The sequence below is a fragment of the Nocardiopsis coralli genome (genome assembly GCF_014892575.1).
Lineage (GTDB): Bacteria > Actinomycetota > Actinomycetes > Streptosporangiales > Streptosporangiaceae > Nocardiopsis > Nocardiopsis coralli.
Window position 1 is genome coordinate 1 of sequence record NZ_JADBGI010000020.1, and the last position, 18,297, is coordinate 18,297.

Consider the following 18,297-nt stretch of genomic DNA (forward strand, 5'->3'; position numbering starts at 1 on the left):
GCCACCCCCGACACTCAATGCCCCACCGGGAGTGCGCGGAGCCCGGGAGGCCATGCGCACACTCGCCACCCCTGGGACTCAATGCGTCACCGGAAGTGCGCGGGGCGGCTTGTGCCTCCGCAGGAGCGAGAAGCTTGTGCTTCCGCAGGAGCGAGAAGGGTGTGCACGCCGCAAGCGTTGGTCGCAATGTGGCCACCACAGGGGGATGGACGTGCCCACCGTTCTTTTGGCTGCGGGCGGGGCCTCGGGGGCGAAGAGGGGTTCGTCGAGGTGGGTCGGGTCAGCCCGGCGAACAGGGCCGGAACGCACACCCCGAGGCGCCCCGATCAACCACGCAGAAAGCCGTCACACTCCAACCAACCAGAACTGTCGGGGGTGGCGCCGAAGCGGGTTGCGAGAAGGCCCGGCCGGGCTAAGATCCCGGCCCCGACGAACCACCACCCCCGAGGCAACACCACAGAACACCCACCTGATATCCCACGTCCCGGACCACACCACCCAACCCTCGGCAGCGGAACCTGGCACCTCTACGGGGTGATCTCCCACGACCTGAGTTCACTGCCCAGGACGTCGAAGTGGTCCAGCTGGGACCAGGAAGCGTGGTCCCCGATCACGTACAGCCGCCGCTTCGCGCGGCTGGCGGCGACATTCACCAGGTTGGGCTTCTTCGCCGCCCACCGCTTGGCACCGGGTCTGCGCGGGTCTCCGCCGAGCACGAAGACCACCACGTCCGCCTCACGACCCTGGGTCCGGTGGATGGTTCCGCCGTCTGTGACCCCGAACTCCCTGGCGATCCCCAGGGCCTTCCTGGCCACCGTGCGGAACGGGGAGATGACGAAGACCTGGCTCATCTCCTGCCCCGTCCCCGCGAGCTGGGTGAGCACGCGTTTGAGCGCCTGGCCCTCGGCCGGGATCCAGCTCTCCTCGCTGTGCCCTTCCCGGTTGGGGACGTCGATCCACAGGCTCTGGTACAGCTGCGACGGCGGCCGCGGCGGGGTGCCGTGGACCATCATCTCCTGGTAGGCAACGTTGTTGGAGACGGTGAACATCGGCTCGTCGCAGCGCCGGTGGACACGCAGCGGCGCACCGACCCAGATCTCGTCCCCGTCGGCCCCCACCAGTTCAGTGCCCAGCGGGTTCACCTGGTCCGCCAGGGTCTGCACCGAAGACCACACCGGCAGCCACTTCTCGTCCACGTCGTACTTGCGGCGCAGCGCCTGCTGGGTGGTGAACGGCAGGGTGCAGATCGGCTCCAACTGGAGCGGGTCGCCGACCATGACCGCCCTGCGCGACCGCCACAGGGCCCCGACCACCTGCTGAGGCGTGGCCTGACCGGCCTCGTCCACCAGTAGCCAGCCCAGGGACTCCGAACCCAACCCGCCGAACAGCCGAGGGAAGGAAGCGAAGGTCGTCGATACCACGGGGACGACGAAGAACAGGCTCTGCCAGGCGGACAGCACCGCCTGCGCCGGTGCCTCCCCGGGGACTCTGCCCCGCAGGACCGCTTCCGCAGCCTGGAGGTTGCGCAGCATCTTGCCCGGCACGGCCTCGATGAAATCTTGGTGCAATCGCAGCGCGGCCAGGAAGACCTCGGTGCGGGCCCGCGTCGTCTCCGGGTCGTTCCAGGGAGAGCTCAGCTCCCGCTCGACGTCGTCACTGAGCAGCGCCGAGGTCGGAATATGGCTACCGAAGCGCTCCTTGGCCTTCCGGTTCTGCTCGCGCAACCGCTCCCACTCAGCACGGTCCTGAGGGGAGGCCGACCCCTCGAGCTTGCGCATCCGATTCCACAGCCGGGTGAGACCGACCTGTTCGGCGCGTATCCCCTCGGCCTTGTCGACCACGGCCCTGAACGACTCCACGGCCTTGCGCCAACGTGTGGCCTTGACGTTCTTGGGGCGTTTGGTGGCTGCGGCCTCCTTGAGGAACTCCCGCATTCCACCGGGGGGCGGCACGTACCGGCCGTCGACCCGTTGGCCGTAACCGCCCTGCCACCAGTGCTGCGCGAAGTGGGTGCGGTTGGTCATGTTGCCCAGCCGCGCCGCCATCGTGCCCCAGGCGGGCTTGCCCAGGACTCGCCCGCCGATCTCGGCGAAGAAGTCGGCGCGGTCGTGCCACTGCTCGTCCACGGCCTTCATGGCCGGGATCTCCGTGGTCACGTTCTCCACCGCGGCGTTGTTGGCCGAGGCCACCACGATCTCGTGCCCGGTCAAGGCCGGCACGAACGGATGCACGGTGATGGAACCGTCCTCGGTGCTCCACCCGGTCGAGTCCGCGAAGGCGTCCTCCGGCCGGTCCAGCGCGCTCAACGCCAGAGCCCGCTCAACCACGACATGGGCGATCAGGTCCCGCAGGAGCGTGGTCTTGCCTGTTCCGGGCGGACCATTGACGGAGAAGATCCCCGCGCCGTCACCGAGCATGTCCACGATGCTGTTCACCGCGACCTGCTGGCTCAGCGCCAAGGGGTGGGTGTCCTTGCTCGGCCACCGGGCCAAAGGCATGCGCTGGGGCAGGACACGCCGCAACAGCTCTTGACCCTCCTCACGCAGGTCCACCCGGTCGATGGAACCGCACTCGGTCTCCGAGTACAGGTAAGTGCGCAGCGCTTCCCCCACATCTCCCTCGCGCATGGCCGCTGCCACCCGCCCCAGGTCCTCGGAGATGAAACTGTTGAGGAACACCGACTCACCCGGCTGCGGGGGCTGCTCGGGAAAATCGCACTCATCGCGGGCGGCCGCCCGCTGCTGCAGAACAGTGAGCTGTCGCTCCTCCTCCTTCGCACCGTTGGCATCGGAGATCCGACGGCTGGCCACCCGCAGCGTCGCGGGCACGAACGCGTCCGCGCCGCTGATCCTGAGCGCCATGGTGAGGCAAGCTTCCAGTTCCTCCGGGCCCAGAACCCGCCGGCGCCTCTCGTGCGGGGCGTCGGCCTCCGCCCCCAGTCCAGGGAAGATCTCCGCCGTGGCGTCCTCCTCGTCCTCACGGCGAATACCGTCGAGGGTCTCCTCGGCCAGGTCCCACAGTTCACCCAAGGCGAGCTCGAGGAAGCCCTCTCCGCTCGCCATGGACAGCAGGGCCCGCGCAGGTCCCGGGGAAGGTTCGGTCACCAGCCATTCGAACAACAGGCGGCAGCGCTCTTGGGCGGCCTCGAAACCATCCAGCCACTCGGTGGAGTCGGGGCCGACCCCGAGGGTCCGTCCGACCGCCCAGCCACAGCTGGACAGGGAATCGCTCTCCAGGAGGGCGCGGCCCCGGTGGTCCACCTCGAAGGCGAACAGTGCCGCGTCCCCAGGGGCGTAGTCGTCGGCGTCCTCGTCGTCGCGCCCGAACCGCTCTTCGAGGAGCTGTTGGACCGACTCCAGTGGGAACACCCCGCAGTACACGGTGTGCCTCCATTGCCGGCCCGGTCTGGGGGTCTCCGCGCCCTGGTAGCGGTGGTGAGGGCTCCACGGCAGGGGCGCGTCCTCCCGCAGCTCGATCACCGGCTTGAACGAGCCCTTCCTGGTGGGATGTGGTACGTCCGTCGGCTCGAACATCTCCACTGCGCGCCAGAAGTCGATGACCTTCGCCCGCTGCTTGTCACCCTTGCCCACGCACTGCTCCCCGCGCTGCCGGTCGAGTTCTTCCGGTCACCCTCGTCGAAGGGGCGATCACTCAACGTTCCTACCAGTTCTGGAACGCGGCCCCGGAAGCCAGGGTGCCGGGTGACCGCATCCGGCCATGTGCGGGACCTTGCTGACCCTCGAAGCACCCGCGAACAGGCGGTGACGGCGGCCCTGACGGATACCGCAGGCATCACGCCCCCCGCGCGTGAGTTCCCAGGGCCTTCCCCGAAGCCCTCGTCGGACGGAGGTGTCCCCGGCCACTGGAGCAACCGGTCCGTGGTGTTTCGAGGGACGCTGCCATCGGCCAAAGGTTCCGGGCATCGAACCGGGTACAGCCACCCCCGCACGCCTAGAATGTGACGGTGGCTGTCCCCCCGAGCCTGCTTGTATGAAGGAGTTCCGTGCCGTATCCCCCCACTGCGGACCGACTACCGAAACGCCCCGGCGACCCCGAACGCATCGGCCGGTACCGGATCGCCGGGAGGCTCGGGGAAGGCGGGATGGGGACCGTCCACGCCGGTGTGGACCCACGCGGTTCTCCCGTCGCGGTCAAGGTCGTCCACCGCGACTTCGCCGCGGACCCCGAGTTCCGGGCGCGGTTCGCCCGCGAGGTGGGGATGGTGCAGCGGGCCCGGAGCCCGTACGTGCCCGCCTTCCTGTCCGCGGACACCGACGCCGACCGGCCGTGGCTGGCGACCGAGTTCGTTCCGGGGCTCCCCCTGCACCGCCACATCGCCGAGCACGGGCCACTGCAGGGCGGGGCGTTGTGGGGGCTCGCCGCAGGGACCGCCGAGGCGCTCCAGTCCATCCATGCGCTCGGAATCGTGCACCGCGATCTCAAACCGGGCAACGTCATCCTGGCCCCGGACGGCCCCAAACTGCTGGACTTCGGCATCGCCCGGGCCGTCGACGAGAGCGCCATCACCCGCACCGGAGGGCTTCTCGGCACACCCGGGTGGGTGGCCCCGGAGGTGTTTCGCGGGGCGCAGCCGGGTGCCGCGGGTGACGTGTTCGCGTGGGCCGAGCTGCTGCTCTACGCCGCCACCGGGGAGGCCCCGTTCGGTGACGGGCCGCCGGACGTCGTGGCCCTGCGGCTCATGGAGGAGCAGCCCGACACCGAGGGGGTCCCCGAGGCGCTGCGACCCGTGGTCACGGCTGCGCTGGCCAAGGATCCGGAGGCCCGTCCCACCGCGGAGCAGGCGCTGCGCGCGGTCGTCGGCGAGCACACGGGGCGTTCCGTAGGTTCCACCGCCGAGGCCACACAGGTCGTTCCCACCCTCCTCGACCGGGAGTGGCAACGTCCCGACGCCACGGCCGATGCGCCCGGGTGGCCCGCCGCCATGCAGGCGCGGCAACGGCGGTCACGGCGCCGCACAGGGGCGCTGTTCACGGTCGGCGCCGCAGCCATGGCCCTCGTGGTCACCTGGGCCGCGGGGGCGTGGACAGGCCCCGGGCAGGACGGCACGGGCACGGCAGGGGACGGGGCGGAGGCAGGGGACGCCGAAGAAGCCGGGGCGGCCGACCCGCCCGAGGACGCTGCAGCGGCGGGGCGCGAGATCGTGGAGCTGTCGGTGCATTCCGGGGGCTCTGACCTGTTCACCGTGTACGCGAGCGAGGACGGCGCACTCGGTGTGGACCCTGAGCCCGGCGATTCCCTCGACTGGTCCCCGCTCCCGCTGGATCCCGAGGAACACTCGGAACTGGCGGAGGCCACGATCACTTTCCTGGACGCCGAGGAGGGGGACGGAGGGGTCGAGTTCACCGCAGAGGCGGTGTTCCTGGCCGACGCGGGAACCTACACGATCCGGGCCGGCGACTTCACCCTGTTCGAGCGCACCACCGATGAGCAGGTCCACCCCGAACCGGGAGACCCCGACGAGAGCCATCCGTCCTTCGACGAATACACCGCCCAGAACGACGAGGAGCTGGCGGTCCTCAGCCCGGAGAACCGGGAACAAGAGTTCACCTTCACGGTCGCCGACGCCCCGCCCTCCGGCTACCTGATCTACATACCCGACCCTGGACAGGTCTGGGGCCCTGACTACGCGGATGCGCAGCTGGGGCCGGGCACCCTGTGCTACAGCGCCGACGTCGACGGTTGGCAGCCCGGGTCCAGAACCGTGGATCCATGGTGTTAGGGGCCCCGGACCAGGAGAGGCACATGCACACAGAGGCGACCGCTGCACCGCGGCTCGGCGCGCTCGGTCCGGACGACCCCACCCGGATCGGCGGGTACCGGATCGTCGGAAAGGTCGGGGCCGGAGGCATGGGGACCGTCTATGCGGGTGCCGTTCCCGAGGACGGGTCGTACGTCGCGGTCAAACTGATCCACCCCGAGTTCGCCGACGACACCGACTTCCGGTCCCGCTTCGCCCGCGAGATCTCCTTGCTGTCACGGGTCGACGACCGCTGTGTTCCGGCCCTCCTCAAGGCCGATCCCCACGGTGATCCGCCCTGGCTGGTCACCGAGTTCGTCGCGGGGCAGACCCTGGACGCGTACGTGCGCGAGCACGGACCGCTCTCACCCGGTCTGCTCCACGGTCTGGCCGTGGGGGTGGCCGAGGCGCTGCGCTCCATCCACGCGCTGGGTGTCGTGCACCGCGACCTCAAGCCGGGCAACGTCATCCTGGCCCCGGACGGCCCCAAACTGCTGGACTTCGGTATCGCCCGGGCCGCGGGTGAGGCGGCCCTGACCCGGACCGGCGGGCTCGTGGGCACCCCCGGGTGGGCCGCACCGGAGCTCTACCGCGCGGAGTCGCTGACCGGCGCCGGCGACGTCTTCTCCTGGGGTGCGCTGCTCCTGTTCGCGGCCACCGGCCGTACCCCGTTCGGTACGGCCTCGCCGGATGTGCTCGCCTACCGGGCCCTGCGGGAGGAGCCCGACCTGTCCGGGCTGTCCAAGAAGATGCGCCCCCTGGTCGCGGCCGCGATGGACAAGGACCCGGATGCGCGTCCGGCCCCCTCACGCCTGCTCACGGAGTTGACCGGGGTGGCCGCACCGGTCACCCCCCGGGACGACGGGGCCGACGAGGTCACCACGGTGGTCGGGCAGGTCCTGGACCAGCAGTGGAACCACGTGACCGGGGTGGATCCGGCTCCACCCCGGACCCGCGTGCTGCGCAACGGCAAGCCTTGGAACGGCAGGCGCCGGTGGGCCGCCCTCGGTGTGGCAGCAGGGGCGGTCGTGCTCTCCGGGGCGATCGTGGCCGCCCTGCTGGGTTCGCCCTTCGGGGGCACCGACGAAGGGGGCTCCGACGGCGGAGCTGTGGACGCCGATGCGGCCGACGGGGACGGCGGGCCGGTGGCATGGGACCCACCGGAGGCCGCGACGGAGGGGCGCAACCCCGATCATGAGTCGCAGGCCTCCATCGAGACGGCCGACGCGGAACAGGCGTCGCTCTCCGATGTGCTCTCCCCCGGCGACGAGTACGCCTCGCTCGTGCACCGGGCACTGACCCACCGGCGTACCGATACCGTCAATGTGTCTGCGGTCGAGCCGGCCGGGGCCGGAGAAGGGGACGGGGTCGAGTTCACCGCCAGCGTCAACGCCATCCCCGTCGGTGAAGGGCCGGAGGCAGGGTTCAGCAAGCTCACGGTCGTGACCCCGGAGGGGCATTTCCGCGCGCCCGAGAACATCGTCGCGGACAACACCTCCTACATGCTGAACGTGGAGCTCACCGTCGCTTTCGACGGGGCTCCCCCGCAGGGCCTGCTCGCCCTCATCGACGAAGAGTACGTGGAGAACGCCGAGGGTGCCCCGCCGGTCGGCGTCTGCTACGACGCGGAGACCGGAGAATTTTCCGTGGATTTCGATGAATGCCTGTGAATGCCTGCAGTGAGTGGCCGGCATCCTTGCGACACCGGCCGGGCTCCGGCGAGGAGGAGCGCGGCGAACGGTGCGCCGCGGCCGCGCCTAACGGCGGGCTGCCGTACGTAGGAACGGGGGGCTGAGCAGACTCGCCGGGCCCCGTCGGTACAGGGCTGCCGGTCTTCCGGCAGTTCGAAAGAACCGGTCAGAAGATACCTGGGCCGGCCGCGGCGAGCTTCGTCTTCCGCGAACCACGCAGGCGGTAGAGCCAGTCCGATCCACCGGATTACTCTACCGCCTCACGCAGATACGGCCAGGCCGTCAGGGGCGAGGTTCACGTAGGGTTACGGGCGCCTCAACCCCCGCTATTGAGGGGAATCACTCTCCTTCACCACGAGCGCCAGGACCCCTACGGCGAATGCCAAGGCGGCCCCGGCCACCCCCAGGGAGTCCGGCCAGGAGCCCCCGGCCGCCAGCCGCAGAGCCCCGGCGATGGCTCCGACCCCTACGCTTCCCAGCAGAATTACAGCAGCCCGCACGTCAATCATGGTCGTCCTCCCGATCCGAGGAGCCACACGAGCTCCCATGGCATGCGTTTACTCATCCATGAAAATTCCCGCAAGCGGCTATGCCGCTTTATGGCTCAGCCATGCTCAGGGGCGATGCTCCAGCGCGCGTCCTGCTCCATCTCACTTCATTAAGAGGAAACCCCAATGATTGCGCCGATGAACTGGGGAAATGCAATCGTCAACGTAGCTTCAGCACTCCATTACTGGCCGGTAGAGTAGTGTTGGCACTGCTTAACTGCTGTCGACCCGAAGGGGTGGTCAAACGTAGCGTCGGCGCTGTGTTCGACGTCCCAAAGGGATCACCCCAAAGGGAGCCGGTGCCGCATTCGAGCGCACTGGAGATGCACGACTTGGTCCACAATGGACGCGATGGCCACCCCTGCCACCTACCTGGAACGAGGTCCGCGTGGGTCAACACGCACGCCAGGCTCGCACCTCCGAAACCCCCGAAACGACCCCCGCACCTCCGCCTGTACAACCCCTCAAGCTTGGTAGAGGCGACAAGGTCGTCGTCGAGCGCAGGCAACGGCCCGCGAACTACGATTTTGTCGGCGGGGCCTTCCAACAGATCAGCCGGGCCCTTTTCACGATCGTCAAGCACTTCGACCTCGGTCGCCGGGAGATTTTGATCCTTCTGCTCCTTGGCCTGGAGCAGGAGCACGGAACTGCCCGGGTCCGCATGACCCAAAGCGAGATGGCCGACAAACTGGAGATCCACCGCACCGACGTGTCCAATCTCCTGGGCAACCTACGAGAGATCGGACTGGTCATGCAGGTCAAGCGAGGGATTTACCAACTGCACCCCCGGGTGTTTTTCGCCGGGTCCAGCGACCAGCAGGCCGAGGTTCTGGCTGAGCTGCCCCCGGACGTGCTCGCATTCGACGTACCGATGGACGGTGAGGCGTAATGGAGCCCACCGAGGTCCTGTTCGCCGATGTCAAGGCCGTCGAGGAGGATTCGCCCGAGCTGTTCGTGCGGGACCGCGAGGCAGAGCCCCACCGGCGTTCGGCCTTCGTCTGGGACTGACGCGATGGGCACCCGGAACCGTGCACCTGTTCCTTGGCGGACCAGAACAGGTGCACGTACTCGGGTCAACGGAAGCTGCCCGCCGTCAGTCCGGTCACCAGGTAGCGCTCGATGAAGACGAACAGCACCACGACCGGCAGCACGGCCACCAGCGAAGCAGCGAACAGATACTGCCACTGGACCTCGTACTGGCCGATGAAGGCGGTGATGCCCACCGTCAGTGGTTGCCGGTCCGGCGAGTTGGTCAGGGTCAGCGCCACCACGAACTCGTTCCAGGTCGTGATGAAGGTGAAGATGACCGCGGTGACCACACCTGGGAGTGCGGTGGGGATGGTGATGCGCACCAGCACACCGATACGGCCCAACCCGTCGGTCATACCCGCGTCCTCGAGGTCCCTGGGGACGGCGGCGAAGGCCGCCGTCAGGATCCAGGTGGAGAAGGCCAGGTTGAAGGCCGCGTTCACCAGGATCAACGCCGCATAGGTGTTGACCAGGTCCAACGCCACGAACTGCCGGTACAGGCCGATCACCAGCGCTGTCGGCGCGAACATCTGGGTGACCAGCACCAACAGCAGGAAGGCGGTACGGCCCCGGTAGGCGTTGCGGGCCGTGTAGTAGGCGGCCGGCGCGGCCACCAACAACACCAGGAGGGTGGAACAGGTGGCCACGATCAGCGTCACCCGTAGGTGGTCACCGATCGGCGCGACGTTCCACACCTCTGCGAAGTTCGACCACTCCCACCGCTCGGGCAACAGCGTGGGCGGGGTACGGAACAGTTCCTCCCCCGGTTTCAGCGCGGTCAGGAGCATCTGCAGGTAGGGGGCCAGGAAGACGAAGGCCACCAGCCAGGCCCCGCCGGTGATCAGGGCCCGGCGCAGGCTGAAACCCGGCACGGGTCGGACCGCACCACGGGCACCGGTGTGCCCCGGAACTCGGTGGTGCCGCGGTTCTCGAGTCGCCTTCGACAACGGTCAGACCTCCATTCCGCGTTTCCGCACGATCCGCAGATAGACCAGTACGACAACGAGCACCAACAGGAAGTTGACCACCGCCATGGCCGCCGAGGCACCGACGTCGTTGCGCACGAAAGCGAGCTTGTACATGAACGTGGTGGTCGTATCGGTGGCTGAGGCCGGCCCTCCCCCGGTCATCACCCAGATGATCGGAAAGGAGTTGAACACGTTGATGATGTTGATGACCGTGGCGATCAGGATGGACGGGCGCAGCATCGGGAGTGTGATGCCGACATAGGCCTGCCATGCGGAGGCCCCGTCCATCCGCGCGGCCTCATAGACCTCCTGGGGGATCGCCGAGAGCCCCGCGATGATCACGTAGATGGTGAACGGCAGGGAGACGAACACGGCCACCCACATCATCCAGGGCAGGGCGGTGGAGGCTTGCCCCAACCAGTCCACCGGACCGTCGAGGACGGGACCGATGAGCGGCAGCGGCCGGGTGAGCAGACCGTTGACCAGGCCGTAGAAGTAGTCCAGCATCCAGCGCCACACGATGGCCGTCATCACCACCGAAGCGGCCCACGGCAGCAGGATCAGCCATCGCACCACACGCCGTCCGGGGAAGTGCTGCTGCAACAGCTGCGCCAGCAGCAGGCCCAGGACCACGGTGAAGAACACGATCCCGGCCACCCACACCACGGTCCGCAGGACGACCGGGACCAGTTCCGGCTCCGCCAGCAGGGTGCGGTAGTTGTCCAGGCCGGCCGGCCCGCGCACCATGCCGGTGAGAGCGATCTCGGAGAAGGACGTGCGCACCATCTCCACCGCAGGCCACAGCACCACGGCGAAGATCAGCAGCAGTGCCGGTCCGATCCAGGGAAGCGGGCCCAAGGACCGGGCCGGACGCCGTCTCCGCCCAGTCCCGGGCCGTTTCGCGGATTGCGAGGTCAATCCGATGCTTCCTCTGCCCTGCGCTGGATCTCGTCCAGGACCTCCTGCGGGTCGGCATCGGCCTGCACCCCGGTACCGACCTCTTCCTTCACCGCACCGTCGACAGCGCTCCAGGCAGGCTGCTCGGTGGGGTAGAACTCCGAGGTGGGCAGCGATTCGATGAAGGGCTCCATGAGCGGGTCGTCGTCCATGTGGCCGACGGCGCCCTCGGTCGCGGGCAGGAAGCCCTCCCGCTCGAGGAACTCCGTGTAGTTCTCCTCCTGGTAGAAGAAGTCCAGGAACAGGTTGACGGTCTCGTCGTTGCCGTTGTCGAAGGCCATCAGGAAGTCCTGGACCCCCAGGGTCATCGGGGGGTCCTCGGCATCGGCCAGCGGGATCTCCGCGACCCCGTACTCCAGGTCGGGGTTCTGCTCCTCGACCATGCCGGGCAGGAAGACGGCGCCGTTGAGCATGCCGATGTTTCCCTGCGCGAAGACGTTGAACAGGTCGGTGCGGTCGGTCCCGCCCGGGTTGGGCTGGGTGAGACCGTCGTCGACCATGCCGGAGAGGAATTCGAGTGTCTCGGTGTTCTCCGGGGAATTGATCTGCCACGAGTCGCCGTCGTGCAGGGTGCCGTTGTTGCCGGCGGCCCACATCAGGAACTCGGCCTGGGCCTCTTCGGGGCCCAGCGGCAGCCCGTAACCGACGGCGTCGCCGTCCAGATCGTCGATGGCCGCGGCCGCCTCCCGCACCCCGTCCCAATCGGCAGGAGGTTCCTCGATCCCGGCCTCTTCGAACAGCTCCTCGTTGTAGAACAACAGCCGCGTGCTGGCGATGAACGGCAGCGCGTACTGGGTCCCCTCGTAGCTGGACGCCTCGGCGAACCCCTCGTCGAAGTCGTCGAGGACCTCCGCGGAGACCGCGTCCTCCGCGGGCAACAACAGGTCGTCCAGGGCGTACTCGGCGAACTTGTTCAGGTTGAGGATGTCGGGCTGTTCACCGGTCTGGATACGGGTGGTGATCTCCTGGTCGATGTCGTTCCAGTTGATCACCTGGAGCTCCACGGTGTGCTCCGGGTTCGCCTCCTCGAACTCCTCGATGAGGTTCTCCCAGTAAGGCTCTGTCTGGGGGCTGTACTCGGCCGCCATGAAGGTGATCGTGTTGTCGCCTCCCCCGGCCTCGCATGCCGCCAGGGGCAACACGAGCCCCAGTACTGCCACGCCTGGGAGGGATCGCCTCAACCGCGGATGCATTTCTGATCACCGTCTCTCCGCCGGAGCTCTGTGAGCACGAAAAAGCCCGGTGGCGGATCGGCACGCTCCCCGCCGGCCGGGCATGATGCACGCATGGGCGTGATCAATCCTGCCTGATTTCGGCGATTAGACATCAGGAACGCTCACCCGACAAGAGACGGTTACCAACCTGGTATTCCACGCCCCGCGGGACCCCTGGGAACGCAGTGAAAACAGTGAAAGCAGTGACACCGGAGAAGGGCGGGGACCTGATGCTTCGGGTCAGGCGATGGTGATTTCGACGCCCTTCTCACCGAGCTCCTGCACGGCTTCGGGCTGCACACCGGGGTCGGTGATCAGGCCATGAACGGCATCGAGCTCACAGATCCTCGCGAAGGAGGTGACGTCGAATTTTGTCGAATCCGCGAGCACGATCACCCGCCGGGCCGCTCTCGCGAGCTCGGCGTTGACCGCGGCCTCGCCCTCGTCGTGTGTGAACAGGCCGTTCTGGAGATCGACCGCGGTGACCCCGAGGAACAGCGTGTCGACGGTGATCTCGGGCAGGATGAGCGAGGTCAGGGGACCGATGAGCTCGTAGGACCGCATTCTGGCCACCCCGCCGAGCACCACGATGCGCAGTTGGGGACGCACAATGAGATCGTTGGCGATGTTGACCGCGTTGGTGACCACGGTCGTCTGCGACCCCGCGAACCGGTCCTCGGCAGCCGCACGGACACCCACCTCGAACGCGGCGGCCGTGGTCGTGGTCCCGCCGTTGAACGCGATGACACTACCCGGATCGACCATCTGCGCCACCTGACGGGCGATCGCGTTCTTCTCACGCCACTGCCGTGAAGTGCGGTAACGCAAGGGAATGTCCCCGGAGCTGCTGTTGGCCATCGCTCCACCGCGGGTCCTCACGATGAGCTGTTGAGAGGCGAGCGCGTCCAGGTCCCTCCTGGTGGTGGGCATCGAGACACCGAATTTTTCGGTGATCTCCTCAATTCTCACCGAACCTTCCGCGACGATGTAGTCGACCAGTCGCGACAGGCGGTCTTCTCGCTCCACGGCGGTTCCGTTCTCTACGTTCGGGCGTTCGCTTGCCAGGCCCACCGAAGAAACTGCTCGAACGACCTCGGGTGACCATCACAGGAGCTACTGGCCCGAGCGGCCCTGTCGGGGGACGGCCGTCGACGTTCGCGGCGCGGGATCGCCGGCCTCGGGTCCGATCGGGCCACGGACACGGTTCGTCCCGGTCAAGGGCCGCTGACACACGGTGACGCCTCGGGTGGGGTGCGTCCGCCGCGGCCGGCCTCCGAACCGGGCTCGGGTGGCAGGGCAGCCCCTGATGAACGCGGTTCCACTACGGCCGCACCGCTCAACGGGGCCTCTGGTCCACCCGATGGTACCCACACCCCCATGCTCGGGACCGACGGCCACCGCGGGGTTCGGCCTCCCTCGGCGAGCCCGCGAAACACACGGACCGGTTGCGCGCACCGACCCTGAGCTCCTCGTTCCCGGGGATCAGGGGATCACGCCGAGCCGTGCGTACAGGTCGCGGTAGGCCTCGGCGTTGCGGGCCCAGGTGCGGGTGGCCAGGACCTGCTCGCGCGCGGCCTTGGCCTGCTGCCGGCACAGGTCCGGGTCCTCGGCCAGCTCGGCGACGGCGTCGGCGAGCGCGGCGGGGTCCTCGGGCGGCACCAGGGTTCCGATGCGGCCCTCGTCGAGGAGTTCGCGCAGGGCGGGCAGGTCGCTGGCGACCACCGGGGTTCCCAGCGCCATGGCCTCGACCGGTTTGAGCGGGGTCACCAGGCGGCACACACGCCGGTCCAGGCGGGGCACGACCATGACGTCGAGTGCGGCCTGGGCGCGCAGGGCCTCGTCGGGGCCGACCTTGCCGGGCAGCACACAGATCTGCTCCAGGCCTAGGTCGCGGACGCGGGCGAGCAGCTCGCGGCGGGCGGCCCCGTCCCCGACCAGCAGCACCCGGATGGGCAGGCCGCGGCGGTGCAGGTCGCCGGCGGCCTCGATGAGGGTGCCGAAGCCTTCGTAGTGGGTGAGGGTGGAGACCGATCCGATGACGAACGCGTGCGGGTCGATGCCGTGGGCCGCGCGGAACGCGTCGCCGTCGGGGCGGGACTCGAGCAGGTCGGTGTCGACGGCGTTGGGTGCGAGCACGACACGCTCGGGGTCGACGCCGCGGCGCACGATCTCCTCGCGCATGGTGTGGGCGAGGGTGACCACGGCGTCGGCCTGGCGCAGGGCCGAGGTCTCGCGTTCGACGAGCAGGTGGTGGCGTTCGGTGCCGCGCCGGGACACGGCCCCTCCCCCGGAGATCCAGGTCTCCTCGAGGAACCCGCGGAGTTCGTAGACGACGGGGATGCCCAGCGCGCGGCCGACGTGCAGGGCGACGGTGGCGTTCTTGTGGTCGCTGGCCGCGTGCAGGACCGCGGGGCGCAGGCGGCGGGCCAGAGCGGTGACGTCGGTGACGGCGGCGTCGATGCGTTCCTGGAGACCGGGCCGGATCTGCTGTCCGGGACGCACCCGGTGGTAGGGGATCCCGTCGACCTCGCGCACGGGGGCGGTGTCGCAGTGGGCCATGATCGGCCAGCCGGGGAAGGTCACCACGTGCGGGTCGAGCCCGGCCTCGCGCTGGGCGGTGACGATGCGGTGGGTGCGCACGGTGTACCCGACCTGGCTGTTGGGCAGCGCGTTGGAGACCAGGTGCAGCACCCGCCCGGGGACGGGTTCCTGTGCGGCGGGGGTGTGCTCGGGCAGACCGGTGAGGGGGCCGAGGGCGCGGCGTTCGCTCATGATGCGGCGCCGGACCAGGTCGGCCTCGTCGTCGAAGGCGGCGTAGGGCACGAGTTCGTCGACGGCCTCCTGGATGTGGCCCTGTTCGTAGAGGTCGTCGGCACGGTCACGGGCTTGCTTGGCGTGTTCGGCGATACCGGCCATGCCCTGCGCGGTGAGGAGGGCCCCGCCGCCGAAGACGGCCCGGCGCACGTCGCCGGTGCGCTCGTCCAGGCGTACGAGCAGGGCGAGGGCGAGGCCGGTGCCGAGGGCGAGCGCGCCCCAGGCGAGGGTCTGCACGGCGGCGGTCCAGGTGAGCAACCCGGTGAGGGCGAGCAGCACCGTCAGGCCGAGCCCTCCGGCGACGGCGGCGCCGAGGGTCTCCTTCCGGTGCCGGCCCAGATAACGCACACCTCGCTGGAACAACCGCATGGAATACCCCCGGGCCTCGCCGTCGATTCCCCGCACCCGCCGCGGACGGTGGCGGCAGGTGCGGTACAGGGTGGGGTTTTGCGTCGAACGCACCTGTGTTCGACGGTGTGCTCCTGCCCTGCCTTTTCTCGGGGCGAGGTTATCCCGGACCCCCTCCCCCTCCCCTGAATTCGGAGGGTCACGGCGTGACGGGGGTGTCCGCCGCTTTCCGCCACACGGGGAGCGAACCCGCGAAAACCGAAAATACATGCTCACCGAAAGGCGCGAACGTTCTATTTCCCCGGAAATCGGAAACCCCTCCGGGGCGGGCGGTCGGGCGGCGGTCAGGGCTGCGGAAGCCCGATCTGGGCCCACAGCATCTCGTGGTCGGAACAGGAGATGGTCTCCTGCTCGGCGACCTCGTCGGGAACCTCCTCGTGGTCGACGCCGTGCACCGGGTTGTCACACCCCTGCGGGGGCTCGGTGACCCGGCTCCCCCGGACGGCCACGTCGGTACTGGCGAAGAGGTGGTCGAGCTGCCGTTCGGGGGTGCGGGTGTGCTGGCGTGCGCTGTCGACACCGTCGAAGGTGGCCGCGCCCTCGCGGCATTCGGCGGACATCCGGTCGCCGCACGTGCTCATGAGGTGGCGCAGGTGGCCCTGGCCGGGGTACTCGGTCCACTCGGGATGGTCGTAGGCGGGGTGGTACAGGAAGTCGATGGCGGCTTCGTGCGGCTGCATGTTGAGGTCGCCGCCCAGGACGGCCGTTCCGTCGCCGTAGTGCTCCTGGATGCGGTCGGCGGCGACCCGGACCTCGGCCTCGCGCACGTCGGGGACCTCGCCCGCGCTCAGATGGGTGGAGCACACGGCCAGGCCCCGGTCCTGCGACGGCGTACAGACCATGGTCCGGCGTTCGCGCTCGCCGGTCGTGCCCAGGTCGAAGCGGCCGACGTCGGGGTCGCCCTGTTCGGCGAAGCCGGCGTCCTGCCTGACGAGCACCGCGTTGCCGAACCGGGGTTGTTCGGCGTCGCTCTCCTGAGCCTCCTGTCCGGGGATGCCCCTGCACCGCATCGGTTCCCGCTCCCCACCGGTGGTGACCTCGGGACTCCGGACGGGCTCGAACACGTAGCCGTAGCCGTCGAGGTCTGCGGCCAACGCCTCGACCTGGTTCTCGCAGGCCTCCTGCAGGGTCAGCGCCAGGGGTTCGTGTGCGCGCACCTCGGCGGCGACGGCGGACACCGGGCCCTCGACCTGTCCGTAGTGCGCCACCGACCCCCAGAGGTTGAGCTGGCCGACCACCGCCTCGTCACGGGGCGGGGCCTGGACACCACCCGGGTCGGCCTCGGCCGCGGCGGGCCGGTCGGTGTGGGCGGCGGTGCCCGCCGCAACGATCACGGCCCCTGCGACGGCGGCCAGGGAGCGCAGCCCTGCCCTCACCCCTTCGACGGACATGGCCGATTCCTTTCGTCCGATTCATCCATGACGCGCAGGATCCGGGGAAACAAGAACAATGACAAAAATGTCGAGATCCCCTGATGCGCTAGAACGAGAACTACACGAGCCGGAAGATCCGATCCATTCCGACACCCGGACGAAAGAACCCCCTCCTCACGTGAAAGAGGCCTGAAAGACAACACTCGCACGATGAATACGCATTGCTTCTGGGGCGGATTTCCAGAAACCGTGCATTTCCGCGGTCCGGGCCCCTCGAAGAACCCGGACCGAAAAACATCCACGGGAGGAACCATGACCATCGGATTCAAGAGCGTGGCGACCAAGGCCGTGGCGGCCACGAGCGCGGCCCTGATCGCCTCGTCCCTCTTCTCGGCGCCGGCGTACGCCCTGGGCGAGGACGTCGTCGAGCGCGGCTGCGGGGAGAACCGCATCGTCAGCGAGAAGCGGGGCGACGGCGACTACTACGCCTCCACGCAGGCCATGCCGGGCTCGAACTGCAAGGGGCAGCTGGGCGTGCAGGTCATCTACACCGACGGGAGCCTGGGCACCACCAAGTGGGGCAACAGCAACGAGGTGGAGGTGACCAGCGAGCGGGCGATCAAGGGGGCCTACCACTACGGCTGCAAGGGCTGCGGGGGCTCGCAGACCTGATCCCCACCGTGTGAGCCGGCGCGGAGGCCGCCGACGGTCGTTGCCGTCGCGGCCCCCGTGCCGGGTCCGGGCTCACATCCCGGTCCGGCGGCGCGGATCCCCGGTGTCCGCGGCCGTCGGACCGTGCCCGGAGAACGGGGTCACCGGACGCGCAGCACCACCTGGTTGCAGGTGATGACGTGGTACACGCTGCCGGGGGCGGTCTGCTCGATGGCCACGCGGCCGTCCTTCTCGAGGCCGGCGACGTGGTCGGCGAAGCCCTCCGACTCCCATACCGCGTCGGTGATGGTCAGGACGAGCGGGGCGCCGGGACGGGCCACGCGCACGAGCTCGTCGATCCCCTCGGGCCCTACGTGGCCCTCGGTGAAGGTGCCCACGCAGATCACCGCGTCGTAGCTGTCGTCGGCGATGGACAGGCGACGGGTCATGTCGGCCTTGTCGAGGTTGCGGTAGGCACCCTTGTCCCGCGCCCGGTCCAGCATGGCCGTGGACAGGTCGATGCCGTCGACGACCTCGAGACCGAGCCCGGAGAGCGACTGTCCGACCAGGCCCGTGCCGCAACCCGCGTCGAGCACCTCGGCCCGGGGGTTGTCGGGCAGCAGGTCGCGGAGGAGCTCGGCGGCGCGCTGGGGCGCCACGTAGCCCAGCCCTTCGGTGGTGTCGTGCTCGTAGGTCTCGGCCCACTCGTCGTAGGCGCCCTCGGCCTCGGCCGGGTTCTTCAGGGAGTAGATGCGGTCCAAAACGTGACGGGGTTCGCTCACCCTCGACCTTTCTGCTCCGCGCCGGCGGGGTCGCCGCCGGCGTCCGGTTGTTGCCGGTCCTGTCCTAACCGACAAAGCGGACATAAAACACGGGATATGGCCGA

Annotated in this window: 12 protein-coding genes; 4 read left to right on the plus strand and 8 right to left on the minus strand. The window is 68.9% G+C overall.

Going from position 1 to position 18,297, the window contains the following annotated elements; all coding sequences use genetic code 11:
• Positions 1-527: 527 nt before the first annotated feature.
• Entirely contained in the window at positions 528-3,590 is a 3,063-nt protein-coding gene (locus tag IDM40_RS28860) for a DEAD/DEAH box helicase (protein ID WP_193123623.1), read from the minus strand.
• Between the two features lie 413 nt (positions 3,591-4,003).
• On the opposite strand from IDM40_RS28860, the gene IDM40_RS28310 reads away from it, so the two are divergent.
• The 3 genes from IDM40_RS28310 (at position 4,004) to IDM40_RS20325 (ending at position 8,886) form a co-directional block, all read left to right on the plus strand.
• Positions 4,004-5,740 carry a serine/threonine-protein kinase gene (locus IDM40_RS28310; protein WP_328807080.1) on the plus strand — a complete coding sequence of 579 codons (1,737 nt, stop codon included), beginning with the start codon at positions 4,004-4,006 and terminating at the stop codon, positions 5,738-5,740.
• Between the two features lie 23 nt (positions 5,741-5,763).
• Positions 5,764-7,428 (plus strand): serine/threonine-protein kinase, encoded by a 1,665-nt coding sequence (locus tag IDM40_RS20320; protein WP_193123624.1) that lies wholly within the window; start codon positions 5,764-5,766, stop codon positions 7,426-7,428.
• A 957-nt stretch (positions 7,429-8,385) separates the two neighbouring features.
• Positions 8,386-8,886 carry a helix-turn-helix domain-containing protein gene (locus IDM40_RS20325; protein ID WP_193123625.1) on the plus strand — a complete coding sequence of 167 codons (501 nt, stop codon included), beginning with the start codon at positions 8,386-8,388 and terminating at the stop codon, positions 8,884-8,886.
• Between the two features lie 184 nt (positions 8,887-9,070).
• Here the strand turns inward: IDM40_RS20325 and IDM40_RS20330 are convergent, their stop codons facing one another.
• From IDM40_RS20330 to IDM40_RS20355, 6 genes are all read right to left on the minus strand, one after another.
• Positions 9,071-9,898 (minus strand): carbohydrate ABC transporter permease, encoded by an 828-nt coding sequence (locus IDM40_RS20330; protein WP_328807081.1) that lies wholly within the window; start codon positions 9,896-9,898, stop codon positions 9,071-9,073.
• A gap of 78 nt (positions 9,899-9,976) precedes the next feature.
• Positions 9,977-10,852 (minus strand): carbohydrate ABC transporter permease, encoded by an 876-nt coding sequence (locus IDM40_RS20335; RefSeq protein ID WP_235997780.1) that lies wholly within the window; start codon positions 10,850-10,852, stop codon positions 9,977-9,979.
• 56 nt (positions 10,853-10,908) lie between these two features.
• Positions 10,909-12,111 carry an extracellular solute-binding protein gene (locus IDM40_RS20340; RefSeq protein ID WP_193123626.1) on the minus strand — a complete coding sequence of 401 codons (1,203 nt, stop codon included), beginning with the start codon at positions 12,109-12,111 and terminating at the stop codon, positions 10,909-10,911.
• A gap of 294 nt (positions 12,112-12,405) precedes the next feature.
• Positions 12,406-13,236, minus strand: a complete 831-nt coding sequence (locus tag IDM40_RS20345) for a DeoR/GlpR family DNA-binding transcription regulator (RefSeq protein ID WP_216631072.1) — start codon at positions 13,234-13,236, stop codon at positions 12,406-12,408.
• A gap of 411 nt (positions 13,237-13,647) precedes the next feature.
• Positions 13,648-15,348 (minus strand): glycosyltransferase family 4 protein, encoded by a 1,701-nt coding sequence (locus IDM40_RS20350; protein ID WP_193123627.1) that lies wholly within the window; start codon positions 15,346-15,348, stop codon positions 13,648-13,650.
• Positions 15,349-15,671: 323 nt separating this feature from the next.
• A complete protein-coding gene (locus tag IDM40_RS20355) occupies positions 15,672-16,778 on the minus strand; it encodes an endonuclease/exonuclease/phosphatase family protein (RefSeq protein ID WP_193123628.1) in 1,107 nt (368 codons plus the stop codon).
• A gap of 294 nt (positions 16,779-17,072) precedes the next feature.
• Here IDM40_RS20355 and IDM40_RS20360 point away from each other — a divergent pair, with 294 nt between their 5' ends.
• Positions 17,073-17,432, plus strand: coding sequence for a hypothetical protein (locus tag IDM40_RS20360; protein ID WP_193123629.1), 360 nt, complete (start codon positions 17,073-17,075; stop codon positions 17,430-17,432).
• A gap of 140 nt (positions 17,433-17,572) precedes the next feature.
• Here the strand turns inward: IDM40_RS20360 and IDM40_RS20365 are convergent, their stop codons facing one another.
• Positions 17,573-18,193, minus strand: a complete 621-nt coding sequence (locus tag IDM40_RS20365; protein ID WP_193123630.1) for a class I SAM-dependent DNA methyltransferase — start codon at positions 18,191-18,193, stop codon at positions 17,573-17,575.
• Positions 18,194-18,297 lie beyond the last annotated feature (104 nt).